Origin of the sequence: Collimonas sp. OK412, assembly GCF_900112135.1 — a bacterium.
Taxonomy (GTDB): Bacteria; Pseudomonadota; Gammaproteobacteria; order Burkholderiales; family Burkholderiaceae_D; genus Collimonas; species Collimonas rhizosphaerae.
Genome location: NZ_FOLC01000003.1, coordinates 158625 through 182577, shown reverse-complemented (window position 1 = coordinate 182577; position 23953 = coordinate 158625). Strand labels below are relative to the sequence as shown.

The following is a 23953-nucleotide window of genomic DNA, read 5'->3' as shown; positions in this document are numbered from 1 at the left end:
CCAAAAAAACAAACGGAGACAACTCAATGCATACCCTCATCCGCGGTTCCCTGCTTTCCGCTGTGCTGCTTGGCAGCGGCGTGCTTGGCGCCAGCCAGGCCATGGCGGCCGATTCAGGAAAGATCACCATCATGGTCGGCGGCATCACCAAGATGATCTACCTGCCGGCCAAGCTGACCGAGCAGCTCGGTTACTTCAAGGAAGAAGGCCTGGACGTTGAGCTGCAATCGCAGCCGGCTGGCGTGGATGCGGAAAATGAATTGCTGGCCGGGGCAGTGCAAGCGGTGGTCGGCTTCTACGACCACTCCATCGATTTGCAAAGCAAGGGCAAGGAAGTCACTGCAATCACGATTTTCGGCCAGGTCCCGGGTGAAGTCGAAATGGTGTCGACCAAGGCTGCCGCCACCATCAAGAGCATGGCTGACGTCAAAGGCAAAACGCTGGGCGTGACCGGCCTCGGCTCGTCGACCAATTTCCTGACGCAATACCTGGCGGCCAAGGCCGGCATCACTTCCAGCCAGTATTCGGTGTTGCCGGTGGGCGCCGACAATACGTTCATCGTCGCCATCAAGCAAGGCCGCATCGACGCCGGCATGACCACCGAACCGACCGTGTCGCAGCTGCTGAAGACCGGCGAGGCTTCGGTGCTGGTCGACATGCGCACCGTCGAAGGCACGGTCAAGGCGCTGGGCGGTTTGTATCCGGCGTCCAGCCTGTACGTCCAGGGCCCATGGCTGAAGGCGCACAAGGCCGAAGCGGCCAAGCTGGCGCATGCTTTCGTCAAGACGCTGAAATTCATCAACACCCATAGCGCTGCCGAAATCGCCGACAAGATGCCGAAGGATTACTACGGCAATAACAAGCCGATGTATGTGCAGGCCCTGCAAAATTCCCTGCCGATGTTTTCGGCCGACGGCAAGATGCCGCCAGGCGGCCCGGAAACCGTGCTGCAGGTGCTGTCGGGTTTCAATCCTAACGTCAAGGGCAAGCATATCGACCTTGCCAAGACCTATACCAACGAGTTTGTCAGCCAGGCCAAGTAAGGCCGAAGCATAACCATCCGGCAGGCCGGAAGCGCAGCTTCCGGGCGGGGAGACCCGCGCCCAGCGAATTGCTTCGGCCTGTATAGCAAAGGAATTTCAAATGACTCAAGCAGCACATGCCTCGCAACCGGCCACGCCTGCGGCAGCTTCGCCGGCGCCCCAGGTTTTAAGGGACACGCCCGCCATCGAACTGCGCAACGTTTCGTGCCGCTTCATCTCTCCTGACGGCAAGGCCACCGTGGCCTTGCGCGATTTCAGCATGAGCGTGGCGCGCGGTGAATTCGTGGCCGTTGTGGGACCGACCGGCTGCGGCAAATCGACCACGCTGAGCATGATTACCGGCCTGCTCAAGCCGACCGTGGGCGAGGTGCGCATCATGGGCGAGCCGGTCAGCGGCATCGACCCGCGCATCGGTTTCGTATTCCAGAACGATGCGGTATTTCCTTGGCGCAGCGTGATCGACAACGTGGCGGCCGGACCGCTGTTCCGCGGCAAGCCGAAAGATGCCGCGTATGCCTTGGCGGAAGAGTGGATACGCCGCGTCGGCCTCGATAAATTCGCCAACCATTACCCGCACCAACTGTCCGGCGGCATGCGCAAACGCGTTGCGCTGGCGCAGACATTCATCAACAGCCCCGAGATCCTGTTGATGGATGAACCGTTCAGCGCGCTCGACATGCAAACCCGCACCCTGATGCAAGACGAGTTGCTGCAGCTGTGGTCGTCGCAAGCCGGTTCGGTGGTGTTCGTCACGCATGACCTGGAAGAAGCGATTGCGCTGGCGGACAAGGTCTACGTGCTGACCGCGCGTCCGGCCACCTTGAAGAGCGTGTATGAAATCGACTTGCCGCGGCCGCGTGTGATGTCGGAAGTGCGTTATGAACAGCGCTTCATCGATATCTCGCGCAAGATCTGGGCCGACCTGCGCGAAGAAGTGCACATCAGCTGATTACAGGCTGTCATCCATTTACATACCGTCGCTTATGCAGATATGGATGTCGCATAAGCGAAAGGAAAAAGGCATTATATGAGTCAAGTACGGAATCAAGCACAAACAATCGACAAACTTAGCGCGGCCAGCCTGGCCACTGTCGAACAAGAGGCGCAACGAAAAATCAAGCAACGCTACTGGCTGGTGATATCGCTGCGCGTCGCCATCCTGGTGCTGACCCTGGGCGGCTGGGAGCTGGCTGCCAGGCTGCAGTGGATAGATCCGTTCTTCTTTTCGCAGCCGTCGCTGATCGTGGTGCAGATCTATGACTGGATCGTGGAAGGCACCTCGCAAGGCCCGCTCTGGACCCAGGTGCTGGTGACGCTGGAAGAGACGGTGCTCGGTTTCCTGATCGGCTCGGTCGCCGGCGTGATCTGCGGCATCCTGCTGGGCCGTAATAAATTGCTGTCGGATGTTTTCAGCATCTACATCCAGGTTGCCAATTCGATTCCACGGGTAGTGCTGGGCTCGATTTTCGTGATTGCGCTGGGCCTGGGCATGGCTTCCAAGGTTGCGCTGGCGGTGGTGATGGTGTTCTTTGTGGTGTTCGGCAATGCATTCCAAGGAGTGCGCGAAGCGGACCGTTACATGATTGCCAATGCCCAGATCCTTGGCGCTTCGCCGCGCCAGGTAACGATGTCGGTGGTGATCCCTTCCGCGCTGAGCTGGATCCTGGCCAGCCTGCACGTCAGTTTCGGCTTTGCCCTGGTAGGCGCCGTGGTCGGGGAGTTCCTAGGCTCCAAGCAAGGCATCGGCTTGCTGATCTCGACCGCGCAGGGCGCTTTCAACGCCAGCGGCGTGTTTGCGGCGATGATCGTGCTGGCTGTGGTGGCCCTGGCGGCGGATTATTTGCTGACAACGCTGGAAAAACGTTTGCTTAAATGGCGTCCTGTGGCATTCTAGTTTTAACTGAAGATTAGTGACTTAAGGTTGCGGCGCATTGAAAAATGCGCCGTTTTTTTATGCCCGGATTCTTCCCGTCGACAGCCACGTCGCCCAGTCGGCCCGGCCGTTCTTCAGCGCCGCCGCGGCAGCCTTGTGATGGTCGTAGCTGATGTTGATGTGGCTGACATCCCAGCCGTGGGCGGTTTTTTCGCAGATCGCGTAACGGGCGTGCGGGCTGCCGTTTTCGATAGCGTGGAAGTAGGGCTGGTCGTCGTCATAAGCCTGCAGGCCGACGCTGCCGGGGTTGACCACCAGGCGTCCGCCGGAGATCGCATGGGCGCGCGGCTTGTGCGTATGGCCGCAAATGATCAGGCTGTGGCTGATGCCGGCCGCATGGGCCTCGATGTCCGCTGCTTCGGCCAGGCGGCAGCCTTGCTGGTCGACCTGTTCGAGGAAATACACCAGGTCGCTGGCCGGCGTGCCATGGCACATGAAGATCTCGTCCGAAATGGCGAGGGTGGCAGGCAATCCCCTGATCCAGTCGCGTTGCGCCTGTGTCGTGTGCTCGAAGGCAAACTGGTCGCTGGGATGTCCCGGGCGCTGGTCGCAGTCCAGCAGCTGGCGTTCGTGATTGCCGCGGATGGTGGGCAGCTGCAGCGACATCAGCAGGTCCGCGGTGGCCGAGGGCTCCAAGGGGCCGGACAGGATGTCGCCGGCGTTGACGACCAGGTCCGCTCCTTGTTTGCTGATGTCCGCGAGGACGGCTTCCAGCGCCCAAATGTTGGCATGAATGTCGGAGACGATAGCGAGTTTCATTGGCGGCTTTCTTCACGGAAGATGGCGGGATATCACATCATCAAATTGTATTATCAAATAAAACGGGTGCAATTCAACCGGAATTGAATTGCACCCGTTCTGCCATCCGGCAAGCGCATCGCTGCGCCGCCGTTCAGGCCATCTTGTTACAGTACGTCGCTGGCATGGTCGGCCAGGCGCGAGCGCTCGCCGCGCGCCAGCGTCACATGGCCGCTGTGCGACCAGCCCTTGAAACGGTCGACTACATACGTCAGGCCGCTCGAGCCTTCGGTCAGGTACGGCGTATCGATCTGGGCGATATTGCCGAGGCAGATGATCTTGGTGCCCGGACCGGCGCGGGTGACCAGGGTTTTCATTTGTTTCGGCGTCAGGTTTTGCGCTTCGTCGATGATCAGGAACTTGTTGACGAAGGTGCGGCCGCGCATGAAGTTGAGCGACTTGATCTTGATGCGCGAGCGAATCAGGTCCTGGGTGGCGGCGCGACCCCATTCGCCGGCATCCGAATCGGACTTGTTGAGCACTTCCAGGTTGTCGTCGAAGGCGCCCATCCACGGCCCCATCTTCTCTTCTTCGGTACCCGGCAGGAAACCGATATCCTCACCGACCGGCACCGTGACGCGGGTCACGATGATTTCGTTGTAGGTCTTGGTTTCCAGCACTTGCGCCAAGCCGGCGGCCAGCGCCAGCAGGGTTTTGCCGGTGCCGGCCTGGCCCAGCAGGGTGACGAAGTCGCAGTCGGGATTCATCAGCAGGTTCAGCGCGAAATTCTGCTCGCGGTTGCGCGCTGTGATGCCCCATACGCTGTTCTTGGCGTGGCCGTAGTCGCGCAAGGTTTGCAGTACCGCCGTCTTGCCGTTGATCTGCGTGACTTGTCCGTAGAACGCCGGTTCGCCGTTTTTCGGTTCGATGAAAACGAACTGGTTGACCAGCAGCGTCGGCACCAATGGTCCGCTCAGGCGATAGTAGGTATAGCCGGTGCCATGCTTGTTTTCTTGCCAGGATTCGATGCCCTTGCCGTGCTTGATCCAGAAATCGTCCGGCAATTGCTGGATGCCCGAGTACAGCAGGTCGGTGTCTTCCAGCACATGGTCATTGAAATAATCTTCCGCCGGCAAGCCCATCGCCCGCGCCTTGATGCGCATGTTGATGTCTTTCGACACCAGCACCACCGGACGGCCCGGGGTTTCGGCTTCCAGGCCGCGCACTACGCCGAGGATCTGGTTGTCGGCCTTGCCTACCGGCAGGCCTTCAGGCAAGTCTGCGTTCTGCAGCTTGGTCTGGAAGAACAGGCGGCCCTTGGCGTCCTTGTTGCCGAGCTTCGACAAAGGAATGCCATGGTCGATCTGGTCGTCGACGATATCGCCTACCAGTGCATCCAGCGAGCGCGACACCTGGCGTGCGTTGCGCGCAACTTCCGACATGCCTTTCTTGTGGTTGTCGAGTTCCTCCAGCGTCACCATCGGCAGGTAGATGTCGTGTTCCTCAAACCGGAACAGGGAGGTTGGATCATGCATCAGCACGTTGGTGTCCAGCACAAACAGCTTGGTCGTGCCGGATTTGTCGGCGGCGCGGCTGGTGCTCGATTTCGGCCGGCTGTCGGCCGGTTTTGAAGGTTTGTCGGCAACGGCACGCGAATTCTCTGCGGGGGCCTTGTCGGTCTTGCGGTTTTCTACTGGTTTGTTGCGGGCTTGCGGAGCAACTTCCTTGTTACGGGTAATCGGTTCAACGACGGCGATACGTGGTTTGACGGCTTTGCCGGCTTCCGCTTTTGGGTAATCTTGAACGGAGAGTAAAGCAGCGGGTTTGGTCGGTAATTTTGGTAAGGGCATCAGAACCTCGCTTTAAAGATGAAAAAAGTGTTCGCTTTGGTGATAACACGAACCGGACCAAACGGGTGAAGCTACGGCGGGTACGACTTAAATATATTTAAAAAACATCAGGAGTGAAGCGGCCTGGCTAACAAAACACAAATTAAAAAGTAAAAAAGCCGTTTGGGAAGGCCCTCAGGCCTTTTCCGCAAACGGCTTCCAAAATTATTTTTTTTGAATTCAATGACTTACAAACTCCAATACTTCTTCAACATGCGATGGCACCTTCACTCCACGCCATTCTTTCACCAATGTGCCGACGCCGTCAATCACAAACGTGCTGCGCTCGATGCCGCGTACTTGCTTGCCGTACATGTTTTTCATTTTCATGACATTGAACATGGCGCACAGCGTTTCATCGGGGTCGGCGATCAGGTCGAAAGGCAGCCCCAGTTTGGCTTTGAAACCTTCATGGGAGCGAATGCTGTCGCGGCTGACGCCAAATATCAAAGTGTTTTTCTGTTCGAATTCCTGGTACAGGTCACGGAATTGCATGGCTTCGGTGGTGCAGCCAGGCGTGTTGTCCTTGGGGTAAAAATACAACACTATGTTTTTTCCATGATAGTCCGACAACTTGAATGTCTGTCCGCCGGTCATGGCTGCAGAGAAGTCGGGCACCGTCATGTTGATGATGGAGGGTTGGTCAGCCACTGTATTGTCCTGTTCATTAGATGATGATGAATCGGTCGCCAATCAGGGTCCTGCTGTACACGCTGATCAGCTGCTGCTTGCCTGCATGATCATCTCGCCCGATCGTCCCGGCAATTCCGCCCATGCAAGAGGGACCGTGGGTAATTGCCGGTCTTTGACGTGTCGATGATAGTCTTCCATCGCGACCAGATCATAGCCCTGCGCCTTCCAACCCTGCAGCAACTGCTCGAATATGGGGGCGAGTTTTTGCCCTTCAAGCTCTGCATGCAGAGTAAATACATGATCGCGCGGCGAGGCTGTCAGGGCAAGGATATGGGCGGCGATATTCGCCGGCGTCAGTTCAACGCCGCCGAAGCTCCTGCCCAGCAGTTCATCCAGCGTCGGCAGGGTAGTCGGCAGCTGTATGCATGCCAGTGTCTTGCCGTTGACCTGCAGGCGATGCGGGCCGGCGGCCTGGTCGGCCAGGGCGCCGTCATCGGCCAGCATGGCGCGGCCATCGGAGGCATAAGCGATGCCGAATTTTTCCAGCTGCTCGAAGGCATGGGGATTCATTTGCCAGCCGGCGGCGCCGTGGGTCTTGGGCGCCTGGCCGAAAATATGGGTGAAGCGGTCGAACGAGCGCTGCATCTGCAGGGCGGTCCACTCGGCGCCGCGCTGCCGCACATGGTCTTGCCACACGCGGTGATCCCAGGTGTGGACGCCGCATTCGAAGCCGGCGTCGCGCACTGCCTGCATGTAGCTCGCGCACGTCTTGCCGATATCCGGCGCAGGCAGCAGCACGCCGTACATCAAGGTCTTGAGGCCGTAATGTTCGACCACCGAGGTGCGCGATACTTTCTGGAAGAAGCCGGGCCGGAACACTTGCTTCAAGGCCCAGCCGGTATGGTCGTGCCCGAGCGAGAACAGGAAAGTGGCGCGGGCCTGGTATTTGCTCAGCAGGCGCACCAGGTTCGGTACTCCTTCACGGGTGCCGCGATAGGTGTCGGCGTCGATTTTTAAGGTGAGGAGGGGCAAGTTGTCTGGTCTGGCAGTAATAGGAAAAACAGCGCCCGCTAAACACACGATACACACGAAACAGCGTCGTGGCTTGCGCGGGCGGCAACGTAGGTCTTAATCCATCAAGGCGCGTGCTTCGGCTACCTGGCCGCGGTACGCATCAAAAATATTGCGCAGGGTGTCGGCCATGGTGGTGGTCGGCTTCCAGCTCAGTTCGTCGCAGGTGTTGGTGATCTTCGGCACGCGGTTCTGCACGTCCTGGTAACCCTTGCCGTAGTATGCGGCGGAAGTGGTCTCGACCAGCTTGACCTTCTTCGCCGAATCGGCGTACTCAGGATATTCCGCAGCCAGCTTGAGCATCATGTCGGCCAGGTCGCGGATCGAGTAGTTGTTGACCGGATTGCCGATGTTGTAGATCTTGCCGCTGGCGACGCCGTCCTTGTTGGCGATGATCTTGATCAGCGCGTCGATGCCGTCGTCGATGTAGGTGAACGCACGTTTCTGCTGGCCGCCGTCGACCAGCGAGATATTCTCGCCGCGCACGATATGGCCGAAGAACTGGGTCACCACGCGCGAGCTGCCTTCTTTCGGCGTATGGATCGAGTCGAGGCCGGCGCCGATCCAGTTGAACGGACGGAACAGGGTGAAGTTCAAGCCTTCTTCCATGCCGTAGCCCCAGATCACGCGGTCCATCAGTTGCTTGGCGCAAGAGTAGATCCAGCGCGGCTTGTTGATCGGGCCGCAGATCAGCTCGGATTGCTCCGGGTCGAATTCTTCATCGTGGCACATGCCATACACTTCGGAAGTCGACGGGAACACCAGGTGCTTGCCGTACTTGGCGGCGGAACGCACGATAGGCAGGTTGGCTTCGAAGTCCAGTTCGAATACGCGCAGCGGCTGCTTGACGTAAGTTGATGGCGTGGCGATCGCTACCAGCGGCAGGATCACGTCGCATTTCTTGACGTGGTATTCGACCCATTCCTTGTTGATGGTGATGTCGCCCTCGAAGAAGTGCATGCGCGACTTGTAAGCTTCGTTGTCCAGCAGGTCGCGGATGCGGTCGGTCATCATGTCCATGCCGTAGACGTGCCAGTCGGTGGTTTCCAGGATCCGCTTGGACAGGTGGTGGCCGATGAAACCGTTGACGCCGAGGATGAGGACTTTTTTCATAGTGATCTATTGTTGTTGGATTGGCATTCCGCAAAACGGAATTTCAAGCGCTGCAGTTCTTGCCGGACAGGGCGCGGTAAACAAACTGACACCGCAACCGCCCCGCCTGCGAAAGCAGCCGGTTTTATAAAAGGATGTTCTTTAAGGCTTCTGGCGTCACGGTTTGGCCGTCCGCCAGCAATTCGTTAATCAACAGCGTGCGGCCATCGCCGCAGACGCCAACAATGCGATTATCCACTACCGCCAAGCCCCGAGGCAAATTTGCCGGCAGGTTTTCCATCAGTTTGGCCGATAAACAGGCTTTTCCGACGATAAACGTGCGCTCTTTGACAATAGTCCAGGCGCCAGGGTAAGGCGGCGCCACTGCGCGGTACAGGTTGTAGACTTCTTGCGCCGGCCGGTTCCAGTCGATTTTGCCGTCCTCAGGCTTGCGTCCGCCGAAATAGCTGCCTTGCGCCAGGTTGTTCGGCAACCGGGGAATGTTGCCTGCCAGCATGGCCGGCAACACCCGCCACAGCGTCTGCTCGGCGGCAACCACGACCTTGCCGAATACTTCGTAGGCGGTATCGTCGGGAAGGATGGGCACCGAGGTTTGCGCCACGATGGCGCCGGCGTCCGGCTTGGCCGCCATTTCGTGCAGGGTGGCGCCGGTTTCGGTTTCGCCGTGCAGCACCGCCCAGTTGATCGGCACCCGGCCGCGGTATTTCGGCAGCAGCGAACCGTGCATGTTGTAAGCGCCGTGTCTTGCCAGCGCCAGCAGGGCGACCGGCAGCATGTGGCGGTAATAGAAACTGAAGATGAAATCCGGCTGCAGGGCCGCGACCTGGGCCAGCAGCTCAGGCGCGGAGGGGTCGTTCGGAGCGATGCTGGCAATGCCATGCTGGCGGCACAGCGACGATACCGATTCGAACCAGATGGTTTCCTGCGGATTGTCTTCGTGGGTAACCACCAGAGCAATGTCGACGCCGCGCGCCAGCAAGACTTTCAGGCAGCGTACGCCAACGTTGTGATAGGCAAAGACGACGGCTTTCATGACGCCTGCTTGTCGTCCGTCGACGACTGTTCCAGCATGGCTTGCACTACATACCGCGGCCGCGCCCGCACTTGCTGGTAGATCCGGCCGACGTATTCGCCGACCAGGCCGATGCCGAACAGGATCATGCCCATCAGGAAGAAGGCAAACGCGAACAGGGTGAACACACCCTGTACTTCAGCGCCGAACAGGAAACGGCGCGCGACCAGGATGAAGAACAGCGCCGCGGAAGCAAAGGAAAGCACGATGCCTATCAGCGAGAACAGCTGCAAAGGCATGATCGAAAAGCCGGTCACCAGGTCGAAATTCAGGCGGATCAGGCTATACAGAGAGTACTTCGATTCGCCGGCCGAGCGTTCTTCATGCTCGACCACGATTTCAGTCTCTTTGCGGGCAAACGTATATGCCAGCGCCGGTACGAAGGTGTTGACCTCCTGGCACTGGTTGATCAGGTCGACCACGTTGCGGCCATAGGCGCGCAGCATGTTGCCCTGGTCGGTCATCCTGATGCCGGTGATCCTTTCGCGCAGCAGGTTCATGGCCTTGGAGGCGATCGTGCGCCAGGCCGAATCCTGGCGCTTGCGGCGGATCGAGCCGACGTAGTCGTAGCCCTCGCGCATCTTGGCGACCAGGTTGCCGATTTCTTCCGGCGGGTTCTGCAGGTCGGCGTCGAGCGTGACGACGATATCGCCGCGGGTCGCTTCAAAGCCGGCCAGTATCGCCATGTGCTGGCCGAAATTGCCGTTGAACAGGACTACGCGGGTAACGTCGGGACGCAAGCGGAACTGTTCCGCCAGGACGGCCGCCGACTTGTCGCGGCTGCCGTCGTTGACGTACAGGATTTCATAGCTGATGCCGAGTGCGTCGAGCGCCGGATAGAGGCGCTCGAACAGTTTGGGAAGGCCCGATTCCTCGTTGTATACCGGGATGACGACGGAAAGTTCTGGTTTCATCAAGCGATCGTTCAATTTATTGAAGCACGGATTTTACCGCGGACACTGCACGTTCGACATCGTTCTTCGTCATGGCATTGAACATCGGCAGCGAGACGATCAGGCGCCCGACCTTTTCGGCGACCGGGAACATGCCTTCCTTGAAGCCGCGTGCGCGATACATGCTGAGCAGGTGGATCGCAGGGTAGTGATAGCCGATGCCGATGCCGCGTTCCTGCATCTGTTCCATGAAGGCAGCACGCGCCGGTTTGCCGTCCTGGCGTTCCGGCAGCACCAGCTGGAACATGTGCCAGTTGCTGTTGGCGAAGTCGGCGACCGGCAGCTGGGCGCCGTGTTTCGCCTCGAAATCGCTGCCGAAGCAGGCAAAATAATGCTGTGCCAGTTCGCGCCGGTGGGCGGTGATCGCTTCGATATGGGCAAACTGGCCGAGGCCGATGGCGGCGGCGACGTCGGTCATGTTGAATTTGCCGCCGAGGACGTCGACATCGAGGCCGTCGAAGCCGCTGCGGGTTACGCCTTGCAGGCGGTATTTTTCCGCCAGGCGCGCTTCCTCGGCATTGTTCAGCACCAGGCAGCCGCCTTCCGACGAAGTGATGTTCTTGTTGGCCTGGAAGCTGAACGAGGCAAAATCTCCGAAAGAGCCGATGCGCTGGCCGTTCCAGGTCGAGCCCAAGGCTTGGGCGGCGTCTTCCACCACGCGCAAGCCATGTTTTTTAGCCAGCGCGTAGAGGCGGTCCATGTCGACCGGCAGGCCCGACAGGTAGACCGGGATGATGGCCTTGGTGCGCGGCGTGATGGCGGCTTCGACCTGGGCCAGGTCGATATTGCGGGTGACCGGATCGATGTCGGCGAACACCGGCGTGGCGCCGGTTTCGATGATCACGTTGGCGGTGGCGACCCAGGAAATCGGCGTGGTGATGACTTCATCGCCGGCGCCGATGCCGGCGATGCGCAAGGCGATTTCCATGGTGCAGGTGCCGGAATTGAACGTGCGCACCGGCCGGCCGCCGAAATACTCCGACAATTGCGCTTCGAATGCCTGCACCTTGGGGCCGCTGGTAATCCAGCCGGAGCGCAAGACGTCGCCGACCGCTGCGATCGTGGCTTCGTCGATGGTGGGTTTGGCAAACGGCAGGAAAGGTTGTTGGCTCATATTGGTTTTGATATCCGATGTAAGTTTGACGGAAAGTCGCGATGCATTGACTAGCTGCGTGTCAGCAATACCACGCCGACGATGATGATGCCGATTGCCAGCAGGCGCTGCATCGAAACCGCTTCTCCCAGGAAGTACCAGGCGCCGACGGCGCTGATGATATAGCCCATCGACAGCATCGGATAGGCAATCGTGACGTCGACCCGCGACAAGCCGATGATCCAGACCCCTACCGAGATGACATAACAAGCCAGGCCGCCCAGGATCGGCAGCTGGGTCGCCAGCTTGATGCCGGTGGCAAGCCAGTTCTGCGGCGTCAGGTGGATCACGCCGACTGCATTGGTGCCGGCTTTCAGCAGCAGCTGCGCGACGGCGTTAAGGCAGACGCCGCCGAGGATGAAGGCAAAAGTGGTGATGTTCATATATATGCGGCGGGTTACGGTGCAGTTGCTGTGGATGCCGCAGCCGAAGCAGCCGGTGCCGCCTCGCTCGCAGCAGCGGCTGGCGCCGCGGGCGCGGCGGCAGCAATTCCCTGGTTGGTCACCACTACCCGGCGCGGATCCTGGCCGATGACCCGCATCGGCACGCCGCGCTGTTCCAGTTCGCGATAGTTTTCCGGGCGGATGATGGCAATGTCCTTCTTGCCGGCAGCGTGATCGGCCGTCCATTTGACGACAAATGCATCGATGGTCGGAATCCATAGCTGCGGCTGCTGGCCGATGCCGAATTCCAGCTCATCCATGTGCTGCACCATGGTCATGGTGCGGCGCAGGTAGAACGGCAGCGCCTGCTCGTATTTGCCGACCACGTACAGCGTGGTTTGCGGCGTCATTTCGGCATTGATGGCCGGCACCAGGTCAATCCCGGCCGAGTAGCGTCCTTGCGGATCGTGGCCGTACATCAGCAGCTGGCCGCCGATGAAGCCGCTGGCGGCTAGGGCGACGATGGCCCATTCGCGCTGCCGGCGCACCAGCAGCAGGGCAGCGACGGCGCCCGCGAAACCGACCGCCGATGCGGCGAACACCCAAGGCACGTGGGCTTGCATCAAGGGCAGGCTGTAAGCATCCTTGGCCAGGTTCGGGATCTTGTGCGACAGGACCAGGCCGATCACGGCCGGCGCCAGCAGCAACAGCGCCGAAGCCTGCACCGACTTGTTGCTGGCGTTATCCAGGTGGCAGGCGATCAGCAGCGCCAGCGCCGGGAAGATCGGCAGGATGTACGACGGCAGCTTGGAATCGGAAATGCTGAAGAACGCGAAAATGAACACGCTCCAGATCAGCAGCATCTTTTTCGGCTGGAAGCCTGACGCCGCATTCTGTTCGCGCGCACCGTTCCACAGGCTCTGGAACAGGACGCCCAGCCAAGGCACGATACCCAATAGCAGGATGGGAACGAAGTAATAAGGCGGGCCGTAGCGGTTGTGGATCTTGCTGGTGAAGCGCTGGAATTGCTCGTGGATGAAGAAGAATTGCGGGAATTCGGGATTCTTCAGCGAGATCAGGACAAACCATGGCGTGGTGATAAGGAAGAACAGGATCAGGCCCAATACCAGGTGCAGGCGTTTCCAGATCGACCAGTCGCGCGAGAACAGCGTATACAGGATCAGCACCGCGCCGGGCAAGACCAGCCCGATCAAGCCCTTCGACAATACCGCCAGCGCCATGCCTGCCCAGCACAGCAGCATCCAGTTGCGCTGCTCGCCATGGCTGATGTCGCTGCGCTGCGCCAGCAGCAGGGCGCACAGGGAAATCGTCATCATGCCGGACAAGCCCATGTCCAGCGTATTGATGTGGCCGAGGCCGGCCCACAGGAAGCTGGAGCCGAGCACCAGCGCTGCGTAGAAGCCGATGCGGGCCGAGAACATGCGGGTGCCGGTGAACGCAACCAATACCACGCCCAGCAAACCGCACAAGCCGGTCCACAAGCGCGCTTGCCATTCGCCCAGGCCGAACAGCTCGAAGGTGAGGGCGTTCATCCAGGTTTGCAGCGGGGGTTTCTCGAAGTACTTGAGGCCGTTCAGGCGCAGGGTGATCCAGTCGCCGGTGGCGACCATTTCGCGCGCCATTTCGGCGTAGCGGCCTTCATCGGTGGGCACCAGCGTGCGCGCGCCGAGCATGTAAAACCAGATGATGCAGAACAGCAGGAACAACAGCCAGGCGAAAGTTTTTGATTTATGCAGTTCACGCATCTTGGGCGGTTTCCTCGTCGGTATTGAAAATCAGGGCCAGGGCGACTTTGCGTCCCTCGGCCATCAGGATGTTGTAGGTGCGGCAGGCGGCCTTGTTATCCATGCATTCGACGCCGATGCGGCGCGCGGTCAGCACGCTGGTCAGCTTCGGATGGACAAAGCGCTGGCGCGCGCCGGTGCCGAGGATCACGACATCGGGCCGGGTGCTGTCTATATGCGCGAAATGTTCGGCATGGAGGGCGTCGAAGCCGCTCACCGGCCATGGCACCGGCGCAGCTTCCGGCAGCACCAGCAGGCTATGTTCATAGCGGACGGCGTTGATTTCCACGCCCTTGTCGTCGTAGGCCGTGACTGTCTGGTACTGTTGGGTCGGGGTGGTATGTAGCTTCATTGCATTATCTTTACACGTTGAGGGGTTGATCCTATCCACGAATACTTAGCTGAACCAAAGGATAGACCGCAGACGATGTGCAAATTCCCGGAAAATGGAAAATAAAGTGCTGCATTGTAGCGTTTTCCGTCCAGGAACTTGCGGTATTGATTGATAAAACCTCACGCTTTCGGCAGAATGGGTGGTTCGGGCGGTGAATTGTGCACTGCCGAAAAGCTGTCTGAAAAGTCGTGAAATGCGGGGGTGTCGAGCCCTGGCGCGCCCTCACAAGGGGTTGTCGCAAGCATTTGTGCGGCGCACTGACCCGTGTGTGACCATAACCCAATTTTCCAGACAGCTTTTTAATGCTGGATAATGTTGCGTAAAATACAAGGGATTGCGCTGTGCGACCGATTCAAAAATCGAAAAAACTGGACGATGTCTGTTACGACATCCGCGGCCCCGTGCTGGAAAAAGCGCGGCAAATGGAAGAAGAGGGTCACAAGATCATCAAGCTGAACATCGGCAACCTGGCCGTGTTCGGTTTCGAGCCGCCCGATGAAATCGTGCAGGACATGATCCTCAACATGGGCAACGCTTCCGGCTATACCGATTCCAAGGGCATGTTCGCACCGCGCAAGTCGGTGATGCATTATTGCCAGCAAAAAAAGATCCAGGGCGTCACGATCGACGATATCTACCTGGGCAACGGCGCCTCGGAACTGATCGTGATGAGCATGAACGCCTTGCTCAACACCGGTGACGAAGTCCTGGTGCCGGCGCCCGACTATCCGCTCTGGACCGCGGCGGTCAGCCTGTCCGGCGGCACCCCGCGCCATTACATCTGCGACGAGCAGGCCGGCTGGTTCCCGGATATCGAAGACATCAAGAAGAAAATCAACAGCAATACCCGCGCGATCGTCGTCATCAACCCGAACAATCCGACCGGCGCCCTGTACCCGGTGGAGCTGCTGCAGCAGATCGTCGACCTGGCGCGCCAGCACCAGCTGATCATTTTTGCCGACGAGATCTACGACAAGGTGCTGTACGACGGCGAGACCCATACTTCGCTGGCGGCGCTGGCCGACGACGTGCTGTTCATCACATTCAACGGTTTGTCGAAAAACTATCGTTCCTGCGGCTACCGCGCCGGCTGGATGGTGGTGTCGGGCGAGAAAAAACATGCCAAAGGCTATATCGAGGGCTTGAACATGCTGGCGTCGATGCGCCTGTGCGCCAACGCGCCTGGCCAGTATGCGATCCAGACCGCGCTGGGCGGCTACCAGAGCATCAACGACCTGGTCGGGCCGGGCGGCCGCCTGACGCGCCAGCGCGACATGGCGTATAAATTGCTGACCGATATCCCGGGCGTCACCTGCGTCAAGCCGAAGGCTGCGCTATACATGTTCCCGCGCCTCGATCCGAAGATGTACCCGATCAGCGACGACCAGGATTTCGCCTACGAATTGCTGGCCGAGCAGCGCGTGCTGATTGTCCAGGGAACCGGCTTCAACTGCCCGACGCCAGACCATTTCCGCGTGGTGTTCCTGCCGAACACCGACGACCTGGCCGATTCCATGGGGCGCATCGCCAGCTTCCTCGAAGGTTATCGCCGGCGCCACGGCAAGGCTTGACGCGGCTTGAGGCAGAATTTTTATTGAACCCGCCGGACTGGCTTGGCAGCCGGCCCGGCATCAGCAGATTTTTTTACAGACAGCAGAGATCATGAAATCCATCAAGGTAGGTTTGCTTGGCATAGGTACGGTCGGTTCCGGCACGTTCAACGTATTGAAGCGCAACCAGCGAGAGATTGCAGCGCGCGCAGGGAGAGCTATCGAAATTACGATGGTGGCCGATCTCGATGTCGAACGCGCCAGGCAGCTGACCAATGGCGAAGTGGCCGTGGTCAACGACGCCAGGCTGGTGGTCAACAATCCCGATATCGATATCGTCATCGAGCTGATCGGCGGCTACGGCATCGCCAAGGACCTGGTGCTGCAGGCGATTGCCAACGGCAAGCATGTGGTGACCGCCAACAAGGCGCTGATCGCAACGCATGGCGATGAAATTTTCAAGGCGGCCCAGGAAAAGGGCGTGATCGTCGCGTTTGAAGCGGCGGTGGCCGGCGGCATTCCTATCATCAAAGCCTTGCGCGAAGGTTTGACCGCCAATAGCATCCAATGGATCGCCGGCATCATCAACGGCACCACCAACTTCATCCTGTCCGAAATGCGCGACAAGGGCCTCGATTTTGACGTCGTGCTGAAAGAAGCGCAGCGCCTGGGTTACGCCGAAGCCGATCCGACTTTCGATATCGAGGGCGTGGACGCCGCACACAAGCTGACCATCATGGCTTCGATCGCATTCGGCATCCCGGTGCAGTTCAGCAAGGCGCATGTGGAAGGCATCACCAAGCTGCAGGCGACCGATATCCGCTATGCCGAGCAGCTCGGCTACCGCATCAAGCTGCTTGGCATCACCAAGCGCACCGCCGGCGGCATCGAGCTGCGCGTGCATCCGACCCTGATCCCGAGCAAGCGCCTGATCGCCAATGTCGAAGGCGCCATGAATGCGGTGCTGGTGCGCGGCGATGCGGTTGGCGATACGCTGTATTACGGCAAGGGCGCCGGCGCCGAGCCTACCGCTTCGGCCGTGATCGCCGACCTGGTCGACATCACGCGCCTGGCGACGGCCGATCCCGAGCATCGCGTGCCGCACCTGGCGTTCCAGCCGAACGCCATGGCCGACACGCCGATCCTGCCGATGACGGAAATCACCACCAGCTATTACCTGCGCATGCATGTGGCCGACCAGCCGGGCGTGCTGGCCGACGTCACGCGGATCCTGGCCGATTCGTCGATTTCGATCGACGCCATGCTGCAGAAAGAACCGGCGGCAGGCGAGACCCGCACCGACATCATCATGCTGACGCACCAGACCCAGGAAAAGAATGTCGAAGCGGCGATTGCCAAGATCGAAGCCTTGGCGACCGTGGTCGGCAGCGTCACCAAGATCCGCCTGGAAGAATTGGGTTAAGCGCCTGTCTTGATGGAAGATGATTGGCGCTTCCAGCGTCAACGTAAAAAAACGCAGCAGATGAATAATCTGCTGCGTTTTTTTTCATCTGCCGCAGGGCGGGGCGGCAGATTTTGTATTAATGGTAATTGCCGCCGCCTGCAGGACCGGGCGCTGGCGACCCAGCTGTCATTCGAGGTTCTGCACCTGCTCGCGCATCTGGTCGATGAGCAGCTTCAGTTCCATGGAGGCGTCGGCGAGTTCCTTGATCGCTGCCTTTGAACCAACGGTGTTGGCTTCGCGATTGAGTTCCTGCATCATGAAATCGAGGCGCTTGCCGACCTGGCCGCCTTTTTTCAGGATATGGCGGGTTTCGCTCAGGTGCGCCGCCAGCCTGGACAGCTCTTCCGCGATATCGATGCGGATGCCGTACAGCGTGACTTCCTGGCGGATTCGGTCCAGCGCTTCTTCGCGCGACAGGCTGGAGTTGCCGGCGTCCTGTTGCGCCAGGCCGAGCGCTTCCTGCATGCGCTCTATGGCTTTTTGCTGGAACTGCGCCACTACCTGCGGCACCAGCGGCGTGATCCTTTGCACGATGGCTTCCATGGCGTCGATGCGGGAAATCAGGGTGGCCTGCAGCGCAGCGCCTTCGCGGGCGCGCGAATCGACAAACGCTTCCAGCGTGGCGCCCATGGCGGCCTGGATGTCGGCTTGCAGCGTGTCCTGGCTGATCACCGCTTCCTCGATCACGCCCGGCCAGCGCAGCAGTTCGTTGACGGTGAGCGGCGCCGCTTCGATGAATTGCTGGCGCACGGCGCTTTGCAGGTCTGCCAGGGAGGCCAGCAGCGCGGTGTTCAGCGCCTGCGATGCGCCGGACGCGGTCTTGCGCCCGAAACTCAGACGGCATTCAACCTTGCCGCGCGCAACGCGGCCGATGATAGCCTCGCGCAGCGCCGGTTCGAGCGAGCGCAGATCGTCGTTGATGCGAAATTGCAAGTCGAGGAAGCGCGAATTGACGCTCTTGATTTCGATGGTAATCGTGCCCGCTGCCGTCTCGCGATTGTTGACGGCGTAACCTGTCATGCTACAGATAGTCAAAATGCTGTCCTTTGTTTCTGGTTTGCAAGGGTTTTTCTTTACAATTCAGCGATTTATCAAGACAATCCTTACACCATTGACTAAGCATTGATTAAGGTAGGATCGCATGGCCGCGCAAAACAATGCACCATTGCCTGACGGGCTAAAAATTGCTGGATACCGCATTGTAAAGAAGATTGCTTCTGGCGGGTTCAGTATTGTCTATCTGGCATACGACGAGGATGGCAACGCAGTCGCCATCAAGGAATATCTGCCGAGTTCGTTGGCTTTACGCCAATGGGGAGAACTGGCGCCGGCCATCTCGCCGGAAAACCTGCCGACCTTCCGCATCGGCCTCAAATGCTTCTTCGAGGAGGGCCGCGCGCTGGCGCGCATCGCCCATCCGAACGTGGTGAGCGTGATCAATTTCTTCCGCGCCAATGAAACCGTGTACATGGTGATGGCCTACGAATCGGGGCGCTCGCTGCAGGAACACATCCTGCGCCGCCGCGACAAGGGGGAGAAACCGCTGGTGTCGGAAAAATTCATCCGCAAGATGTTCCGCCACGTGATGAACGGCTTGCGCGAAGTGCATACCCACAAGTTGCTGCACCTGGACTTGAAGCCGGCGAATATCTACCTGCGCGCCGACGGCACGCCGATCCTGCTGGACTTCGGCGCCGCCCGCCAGACCCTGCGCTCCGACTCGCCCAAGCTGTATCCGATGTATACGCCGGGTTTTGCCCCGGCCGAATTGTATGAGCGGAATGGCAACCTGGGGCCGTGGACCGACATCTACAGCATCGGCGCCTCGATTTTCGCCTGCATGGTCGGCGCGCCGCCGCAGCCGGTGGACCAGCGCAAGGTCAACGACAAGATGGAAGGCCACTTCCGCAAGCTGGAGGGGCTGTATTCGCCGGAGCTGATCCAGGTGGTGCGCTGGTGCCTGATGATCGACCCGCTGCAGCGGCCGCAAAGCGTGTTCGCGGTGCAGCGCGCCTTGATGGAGCCGGTGCAGGAAGAGGAGGTCAGCGTGCGCGACATGGTCACGCGCAAGATACGCAACGTGTTCTTCACGCATATCCAGTTCCGCCGCAAGGCCGAGAGCAACCCGGATACGACCATCCAGGAAAATACGCAGTAAACAAGTAAAAAAACGCCGCTTCATTGCCCCAGCATTCGCTGTATTTTTAGCAAGAACCAGACATAGTCATGCGATTTTCAGTTTATCAAGAAAGCCATATCGGCGGCCGCAAAGTCAACCAGGACCGGATGGGCTACAGTTTCACGCGTGACGCCTTGCTGCTGCTGCTGACCGACGGCATGGGCGGCCACCTGCACGGCGAGATCGCCGCCAGCATCGCGATGCAGACCATCGGCTCGCTGTTCCAGAAGAATGCCCAGCCGTATATCAAGAAGCCGGAGCGTTTCCTGGAAGACGCCTTCTATGCCGCCCATATGGAAATCCACCGCTACCGGGAAGTGCACAAGCTGTCGGAAACCCCGCGCACCACGGTGGTGGCCTGCCTGATCCAGCACAACAGCGCGTTCTGGGCGCATTGCGGCGATTCGCGGCTGTACTGGATGCGCAACGGCCAGATCCTGGCGCGCACCCGCGACCATTCACGCATCGAGAGCCTGATTGCGCAAGGCAAGGCCGATCCTTCGGAGCGCGCCACCCACCCGGACCGCAACAAGCTGTTCAACTGCCTGGGCGCGACCAACATGCCGATCGTCGAACTGTCGCGCCGCGTCAGCCTGCAGGCGGGCGACGTCATGCTGCTGTGCTCCGACGGCCTGTGGTCGATGCTGCCTGACCACGTGCTGGCGCAACGGCTGCAGACCAGCACCATCGTGCGGGCGGTGCCTGAGCTGGTGAACAATGCGCTTGGGATTGCCGGCAAAACCAGCGATAATATTACTGCTTTGGCAATGGCCTGGGGCGCCGACCCGAACATCGACGATCCGGCCAGTTCGATCGTCACCCACACGCTGCCGATCGGCAGCCTGACCACCACCATCCAGGCGCCGCGGCTTGGCGCGACAGACACCCCGGACGGCTTCAGCGATGCCGACATCGAACAGGCGATCGCGGAAATCCGCGGCGCGATTGAGAAAAATATTTGATTTTATTGCGGGACAGAGCTGCCCGGGTAGGGTTTAAGAGCCACCGTAGCGCGGCGAATTACACTCCCCGTGCGGCTCTGTCCTCAACTGGTCAGATAAACGATTAAATTTGAGAAATGAGTTGATTATGTCCACCATTACCCGTCCTAGCGGCCGCGCCGCCGATGCCTTGCGCAGCGTGCGCCTGACCCGCAACTACACCAAGCACGCCGAGGGTTCGGTGCTGGTCGAGTTCGGCGACACCAAGGTCATCTGCACTGCCAGCCTGGAAGAAAAAGTCCCGGGTTTCCTGAAGGGCAAGGGACAAGGCTGGCTGACCGCCGAATACGGCATGCTGCCGCGCTCCACCAATACCCGCATGGACCGCGAGGCGGCGCGCGGCAAGCAATCCGGCCGCACCCAGGAAATCCAGCGCCTGATCGGCCGTTCGCTGCGCGCGGCGTTTGACCTGGAGGCTTTCGGCGAACGCACCCTGCATCTTGACTGCGACGTGATCCAGGCCGACGGCGGCACCCGCACCGCATCGATCACCGGCGCCATGGTGGCGGCTTACGATGCCTTTGCACGGCTGCTGGAGAACAAGGCGATCGCCGCGATTCCCTTGAAACATTTCGTGGCGGCGATTTCGGTCGGCGTCTACCAGGGCACGCCGGTGCTGGACCTCGATTATGTCGAAGATTCCGGCTGCGACACCGACATGAACGTAGTGATGACCGACACCGGCCATTTCATCGAAGTGCAGGGCACCGCGGAAGGCGTCGCCTTCGACCGTCCTACGCTGAACAGCTTGCTGGACCTGGCGCAAGGCGGCATCGGCGAACTGATCCAGCTGCAAAAACAGGCTTTGGGCCTGGCCGACTGAGGTCCCTCCGCCGGCAAAACCGCGAGGCTGAAATATCGGCTGCGCGCGCAGATCGCCGATGATGCGCGCGCGCAAGCGATATAATCCTGCCTATGTATATCGATTCCCACTGCCATATCAATTTTCCGGAGCTGTCCGCCAGGATGCCGGAAGTGCTCGCCAAGATGGCGCAAAACCAGGTGACCCATGCGTTATGCGTATCGGTTGACCTGCCCGATTTTCCGCAGGTGCTGGAGCTGGCCGAGACCTATCCGCACATCTATGCCTCGGTCGGCGTGCATCCCGATTATGAAGATACGCCGGAACCCAGCGTCGACGACCTGATCCGCCTTTCCGACCATCCGAAAATCATCGCCATCGGTGAAACGGGGCTTGACTACTACCGCCTGCAGGGCGACCTGGAATGGCAGCGCGAGCGTTTCCGCCGCCACATCCGGGCTTCGCGCGCGACCGGCAAGCCGCTGATCATCCATACCCGCGCCGCTTCCGCCGACACCATCCGCATCATGCAGGAAGAGGGCGCCGGCACCGATGCCGGCGGCGCCGGCGGCGTCATGCACTGTTTTACCGAGTCGCTGGAAGTGGCCGAAGCGGCGATGGCGATGGGTTTTTACATTTCGTTTTCCGGCATCGTCACCTTCAAGAGCGCCAAGGAATTGCAGGCGGTGGCGCTGGCAGTGCCGCTGAGCAGCACCCTGATCGAAACCGATTCGCCCTACCTGGCGCCGGTGCCGCATCGCGGCAAGATGAACGAGCCGGGCTGGGTCATGCATGTCGGCGAGTTCCTGGCGAATCTCAAAGGCGTGCCGGCAAGCGAAGTGGCGCAGCAGACTACCGACAATTTTTTCAATTTGTTCAAACTGGCAAAGGATCAGGCGCATGCTTAACTTATCTGGCCGCTGGAGCGGCGGTTCGCGGTTTTCGGCAATGTTGCTGCTGCTGGCGCTGAGCTGCCTGCCGTCATTGAGCCAGGCCAGCAACCTCGACGACTATGTCAAGGCGGTCAGGCTGGACGACGAACGCGGCATGAAGAAATTGCTGGCTGCGGGCGTCAGCCCGAACCTGGCGGAGAAACAGCGCGGCGATACCGGCCTGATATTGGCCTTGCACGAAGATTCGAAGAAGGTCTTCGCGCTTTTGCTCAATGCAAAAGGCATCGATCTCAACCTGCGCGCACGCAACGGCGACACGGCGTTGATGGTAGCCTCCTACAAAGGTGATGTGGCGGCGGTGAAGGCTTTGCTGGACAAGGAAGCCGAGCCCAACAATACCGGCTGGACCGCGCTGCATTATGCGGCGGCGATCGGCAATAATGAAATCGTGCAGATGCTGCTGGACGCATCCGCCTACATCGACGCCGGCTCGCCCAACAATACGACGCCGATCATGATGGCTGCGCGCGGCGGCAAGATCGAGACCGTCAAGCTGCTGCTCGACAGCGGCGCCGACGTCACCCTGAAAAACGATCTCGGCATGACCGCCATCGACCTGGCCAGGAAATTCGACCACGACGACATCGCCGACGGCTTGACCAGCCGCCTCAAGAAAGCCGGCAAGCTGTAATCCTTGATTAATTAATCAAGTAAGGATGTGGGGTCCCGCATCCTTGATATCTTTAGTGCCGGTCAGCGCCATGCTGACATCCAGTTCCTGCTGCAATATCTGCAGCATCCTGGTGACGCCGGCTTCTCCCATCGCTCCCAGGCTATACAGGAAGGCGCGGCCGATCATGGTGCCTTTGGCGCCGAGGGCGACCGCTTTCAGCACATCCTGGCCGCTGCGGATGCCGCCGTCGAACCAGACTTCGATCTGGTCGCCCACCGCCTCGACGATCGCCGGCAGCGCCGAGATCGACGATACCGCGCCATCCAGCTGGCGGCCGCCGTGGTTGCTGACGACGATGGCGTCGGCGCCGGTGGTGGCGGCGATCTTGGCGTCCTCGACGTCGAGGATGCCTTTCAGGATCAGCTTGCCGCCCCATTGTTCCTTGATCCAGGCGATGTCGTCCCAGTTCAGGGTCGGATCGAACTGGCTGGCGGTCCATTTGCTCAGGGTCATGATGCCGTCGGCGCCGGAGACGTGGCCCGCCAGGTTGCCGAAAGACTTGCGGCCGCCCAGCGCGCGCAGGGCCCAGCCTGGCTTGGTGGCAAGGTCGAGCAGGTTGGCCAGGGTCATTTTCGGCGGCACCGACATGCCGTTTTTCAAGTCTTTGTGGCGTTGGCCGAGAATCTGCAGGTCCAGCGTCAGCACCAGGGCGGAACATTTGGCGGCCTTGGCGCGTTCGATCAGGGATTTGATGAAACCGCGGTCGCGCATGACATACAGCTGGAACCAGAACGGCTTGGTGGTCACGCTGGCGACATCTTCGATGGAGCAGATGCTCATGGTCGACAGGGTGAACGGGATGCCGAATTTTTCGGCAGCGATGGCGCCCAGCATTTCACCGTTGGCCCATTGCATGCCGGTCAAGCCGGTAGGGGCAATCGCCACCGGCATCGTCACTTCTTCACCGATCATGCTGCTGCGGGTAGAGCGCTGGTCGACGTTGATGGCGACCCGCTGGCGCAGGTGCAGGGCGGCCAGGTCGCTGCTGTTGGCGCGATAGGTGGATTCGGTGTAGGAGCCGCTGTCGGCATAGTCGTAAAACGCTTTTGGCACGCGTTTCTTGGCCAGTACGCGCAGGTCTTCGACGCAGGTGATTACAGACATGGGGGCTCTCCGCTAGATTTTGTTGTGTGTCGCTGTTGCCGCGCTG

23 protein-coding genes are annotated in these 23953 nt (G+C 59.9%); 10 read left to right on the top strand and 13 right to left on the bottom strand.

The genetic code is table 11. The features are described 5' to 3' along the window. The first annotated feature begins 26 nt into the window (after window positions 1–26). The 3 genes from BM062_RS04900 (at window position 27) to BM062_RS04890 (ending at window position 2937) form a co-directional block, all read left to right on the top strand. Window positions 27–1043, top strand: a complete 1017-nt coding sequence (locus tag BM062_RS04900) for an ABC transporter substrate-binding protein (protein ID WP_092394030.1) — start codon at window positions 27–29, stop codon at window positions 1041–1043. Window positions 1044–1143: 100 nt separating this feature from the next. Beyond that, a complete protein-coding gene (locus tag BM062_RS04895) occupies window positions 1144–1992 on the top strand; it encodes an ABC transporter ATP-binding protein (RefSeq protein ID WP_254784927.1) in 849 nt (282 codons plus the stop codon). A gap of 78 nt (window positions 1993–2070) precedes the next feature. After that, a complete protein-coding gene (locus BM062_RS04890; RefSeq protein ID WP_092394027.1) occupies window positions 2071–2937 on the top strand; it encodes an ABC transporter permease in 867 nt (288 codons plus the stop codon). A 57-nt stretch (window positions 2938–2994) separates the two neighbouring features. Here the strand turns inward: BM062_RS04890 and BM062_RS04885 are convergent, their stop codons facing one another. From BM062_RS04885 to BM062_RS04835, 11 genes are all read right to left on the bottom strand, one after another. Continuing rightward, complete coding sequence (locus tag BM062_RS04885) at window positions 2995–3735, bottom strand: metallophosphoesterase family protein (protein ID WP_092394024.1); 741 nt, start codon at window positions 3733–3735, stop codon at window positions 2995–2997. 146 nt (window positions 3736–3881) lie between these two features. Beyond that, complete coding sequence (locus tag BM062_RS04880; RefSeq protein ID WP_092394021.1) at window positions 3882–5564, bottom strand: PhoH family protein; 1683 nt, start codon at window positions 5562–5564, stop codon at window positions 3882–3884. 219 nt (window positions 5565–5783) lie between these two features. Then, window positions 5784–6254, bottom strand: coding sequence for a peroxiredoxin (locus BM062_RS04875; RefSeq protein ID WP_092394018.1), 471 nt, complete (start codon window positions 6252–6254; stop codon window positions 5784–5786). Between the two features lie 66 nt (window positions 6255–6320). Then, window positions 6321–7268, bottom strand: a complete 948-nt coding sequence (locus BM062_RS04870; RefSeq protein WP_092394015.1) for a polysaccharide deacetylase family protein — start codon at window positions 7266–7268, stop codon at window positions 6321–6323. Window positions 7269–7364: 96 nt separating this feature from the next. Then, window positions 7365–8420 (bottom strand): bifunctional UDP-4-keto-pentose/UDP-xylose synthase, encoded by a 1056-nt coding sequence (locus BM062_RS04865; RefSeq protein WP_092394013.1) that lies wholly within the window; start codon window positions 8418–8420, stop codon window positions 7365–7367. Window positions 8421–8544: 124 nt separating this feature from the next. Then, complete coding sequence (locus BM062_RS04860; RefSeq protein WP_092394010.1) at window positions 8545–9453, bottom strand: formyltransferase; 909 nt, start codon at window positions 9451–9453, stop codon at window positions 8545–8547. Then, a complete protein-coding gene (locus BM062_RS04855) occupies window positions 9450–10406 on the bottom strand; it encodes a glycosyltransferase (protein WP_092394331.1) in 957 nt (318 codons plus the stop codon). Before BM062_RS04855 ends, BM062_RS04860 begins: the two co-directional genes overlap by 4 nt. A 16-nt stretch (window positions 10407–10422) precedes the next feature. Next, complete coding sequence (locus tag BM062_RS04850) at window positions 10423–11559, bottom strand: DegT/DnrJ/EryC1/StrS family aminotransferase (RefSeq protein ID WP_092394007.1); 1137 nt, start codon at window positions 11557–11559, stop codon at window positions 10423–10425. A 50-nt stretch (window positions 11560–11609) separates the two neighbouring features. Next, window positions 11610–11981, bottom strand: a complete 372-nt coding sequence (locus BM062_RS04845; protein WP_092394004.1) for an EamA family transporter — start codon at window positions 11979–11981, stop codon at window positions 11610–11612. A 14-nt stretch (window positions 11982–11995) separates the two neighbouring features. Next, window positions 11996–13747, bottom strand: coding sequence for a glycosyltransferase family 39 protein (locus tag BM062_RS04840; RefSeq protein ID WP_092394001.1), 1752 nt, complete (start codon window positions 13745–13747; stop codon window positions 11996–11998). Next, entirely contained in the window at window positions 13740–14138 is a 399-nt protein-coding gene (locus tag BM062_RS04835; RefSeq protein ID WP_092393998.1) for an Mth938-like domain-containing protein, read from the bottom strand. Before BM062_RS04835 ends, BM062_RS04840 begins: the two co-directional genes overlap by 8 nt. Window positions 14139–14521: 383 nt before the next feature. Here BM062_RS04835 and BM062_RS04830 point away from each other — a divergent pair, with 383 nt between their 5' ends. Beyond that, the gene (locus BM062_RS04830; RefSeq protein WP_092393995.1) at window positions 14522–15751 is read left to right on the top strand and encodes a pyridoxal phosphate-dependent aminotransferase; all 1230 of its coding nucleotides are present in this window, start codon (window positions 14522–14524) and stop codon (window positions 15749–15751) included. Window positions 15752–15842: 91 nt separating this feature from the next. Beyond that, on the top strand, window positions 15843–17153 hold the full coding sequence (locus BM062_RS04825; RefSeq protein ID WP_092393992.1) for a homoserine dehydrogenase: 1311 nt from the start codon (window positions 15843–15845) through the stop codon (window positions 17151–17153). A 168-nt stretch (window positions 17154–17321) separates the two neighbouring features. Here the strand turns inward: BM062_RS04825 and BM062_RS04820 are convergent, their stop codons facing one another. After that, on the bottom strand, window positions 17322–18230 hold the full coding sequence (locus BM062_RS04820) for a YicC/YloC family endoribonuclease (protein WP_254784925.1): 909 nt from the start codon (window positions 18228–18230) through the stop codon (window positions 17322–17324). A gap of 106 nt (window positions 18231–18336) precedes the next feature. Between BM062_RS04820 and BM062_RS04815 the strand changes: the two genes are divergently transcribed. The 5 genes from BM062_RS04815 (at window position 18337) to BM062_RS04795 (ending at window position 22761) form a co-directional block, all read left to right on the top strand. Further along, entirely contained in the window at window positions 18337–19353 is a 1017-nt protein-coding gene (locus tag BM062_RS04815) for a serine/threonine protein kinase (protein ID WP_014006434.1), read from the top strand. Between the two features lie 68 nt (window positions 19354–19421). Continuing rightward, a complete protein-coding gene (locus BM062_RS04810) occupies window positions 19422–20336 on the top strand; it encodes a PP2C family protein-serine/threonine phosphatase (protein WP_092393986.1) in 915 nt (304 codons plus the stop codon). A gap of 127 nt (window positions 20337–20463) precedes the next feature. Further along, the gene (gene rph, locus BM062_RS04805) at window positions 20464–21198 is read left to right on the top strand and encodes a ribonuclease PH (protein WP_092393983.1); all 735 of its coding nucleotides are present in this window, start codon (window positions 20464–20466) and stop codon (window positions 21196–21198) included. 92 nt (window positions 21199–21290) lie between these two features. Continuing rightward, the gene (locus BM062_RS04800; protein WP_092393980.1) at window positions 21291–22085 is read left to right on the top strand and encodes a TatD family hydrolase; all 795 of its coding nucleotides are present in this window, start codon (window positions 21291–21293) and stop codon (window positions 22083–22085) included. Further along, complete coding sequence (locus BM062_RS04795) at window positions 22078–22761, top strand: ankyrin repeat domain-containing protein (protein WP_092393977.1); 684 nt, start codon at window positions 22078–22080, stop codon at window positions 22759–22761. The genes BM062_RS04800 and BM062_RS04795 overlap by 8 nt, the downstream gene beginning before the upstream one ends. Window positions 22762–22776: 15 nt before the next feature. On the opposite strand, the gene BM062_RS04790 is transcribed toward BM062_RS04795, so the two are convergent. Next, complete coding sequence (locus BM062_RS04790; protein WP_092393974.1) at window positions 22777–23907, bottom strand: alpha-hydroxy acid oxidase; 1131 nt, start codon at window positions 23905–23907, stop codon at window positions 22777–22779. Between the last annotated feature and the right edge of the window lie 46 nt (window positions 23908–23953).

What these genes read in the sequence shown, in the direction of transcription:
- BM062_RS04900 (WP_092394030.1), top strand. Translation starts at nt 27, where the DNA reads ATGCATACCCTCATCCGCGGTTCCCTGCTTTCCGCTGTGCTGCTTGGC.
- BM062_RS04895 (WP_254784927.1), top strand. Translation starts at nt 1,144, where the DNA reads ATGACTCAAGCAGCACATGCCTCGCAACCGGCCACGCCTGCGGCAGCT.
- BM062_RS04890 (WP_092394027.1), top strand. Translation starts at nt 2,071, where the DNA reads ATGAGTCAAGTACGGAATCAAGCACAAACAATCGACAAACTTAGCGCG.
- BM062_RS04885 (WP_092394024.1), bottom strand. Translation starts at nt 3,735, where the DNA reads ATGAAACTCGCTATCGTCTCCGACATTCATGCCAACATTTGGGCGCTG.
- BM062_RS04880 (WP_092394021.1), bottom strand. Translation starts at nt 5,564, where the DNA reads ATGCCCTTACCAAAATTACCGACCAAACCCGCTGCTTTACTCTCCGTT.
- BM062_RS04865 (WP_092394013.1), bottom strand. Translation starts at nt 8,420, where the DNA reads ATGAAAAAAGTCCTCATCCTCGGCGTCAACGGTTTCATCGGCCACCAC.
- BM062_RS04860 (WP_092394010.1), bottom strand. Translation starts at nt 9,453, where the DNA reads ATGAAAGCCGTCGTCTTTGCCTATCACAACGTTGGCGTACGCTGCCTG.
- BM062_RS04855 (WP_092394331.1), bottom strand. Translation starts at nt 10,406, where the DNA reads ATGAAACCAGAACTTTCCGTCGTCATCCCGGTATACAACGAGGAATCG.
- BM062_RS04850 (WP_092394007.1), bottom strand. Translation starts at nt 11,559, where the DNA reads ATGAGCCAACAACCTTTCCTGCCGTTTGCCAAACCCACCATCGACGAA.
- BM062_RS04845 (WP_092394004.1), bottom strand. Translation starts at nt 11,981, where the DNA reads ATGAACATCACCACTTTTGCCTTCATCCTCGGCGGCGTCTGCCTTAAC.
- BM062_RS04840 (WP_092394001.1), bottom strand. Translation starts at nt 13,747, where the DNA reads ATGCGTGAACTGCATAAATCAAAAACTTTCGCCTGGCTGTTGTTCCTG.
- BM062_RS04835 (WP_092393998.1), bottom strand. Translation starts at nt 14,138, where the DNA reads ATGAAGCTACATACCACCCCGACCCAACAGTACCAGACAGTCACGGCC.
- BM062_RS04825 (WP_092393992.1), top strand. Translation starts at nt 15,843, where the DNA reads ATGAAATCCATCAAGGTAGGTTTGCTTGGCATAGGTACGGTCGGTTCC.
- BM062_RS04815 (WP_014006434.1), top strand. Translation starts at nt 18,337, where the DNA reads ATGGCCGCGCAAAACAATGCACCATTGCCTGACGGGCTAAAAATTGCT.
- BM062_RS04810 (WP_092393986.1), top strand. Translation starts at nt 19,422, where the DNA reads ATGCGATTTTCAGTTTATCAAGAAAGCCATATCGGCGGCCGCAAAGTC.
- rph (WP_092393983.1), top strand. Translation starts at nt 20,464, where the DNA reads ATGTCCACCATTACCCGTCCTAGCGGCCGCGCCGCCGATGCCTTGCGC.
- BM062_RS04800 (WP_092393980.1), top strand. Translation starts at nt 21,291, where the DNA reads ATGTATATCGATTCCCACTGCCATATCAATTTTCCGGAGCTGTCCGCC.
- BM062_RS04795 (WP_092393977.1), top strand. Translation starts at nt 22,078, where the DNA reads ATGCTTAACTTATCTGGCCGCTGGAGCGGCGGTTCGCGGTTTTCGGCA.
- BM062_RS04790 (WP_092393974.1), bottom strand. Translation starts at nt 23,907, where the DNA reads ATGTCTGTAATCACCTGCGTCGAAGACCTGCGCGTACTGGCCAAGAAA.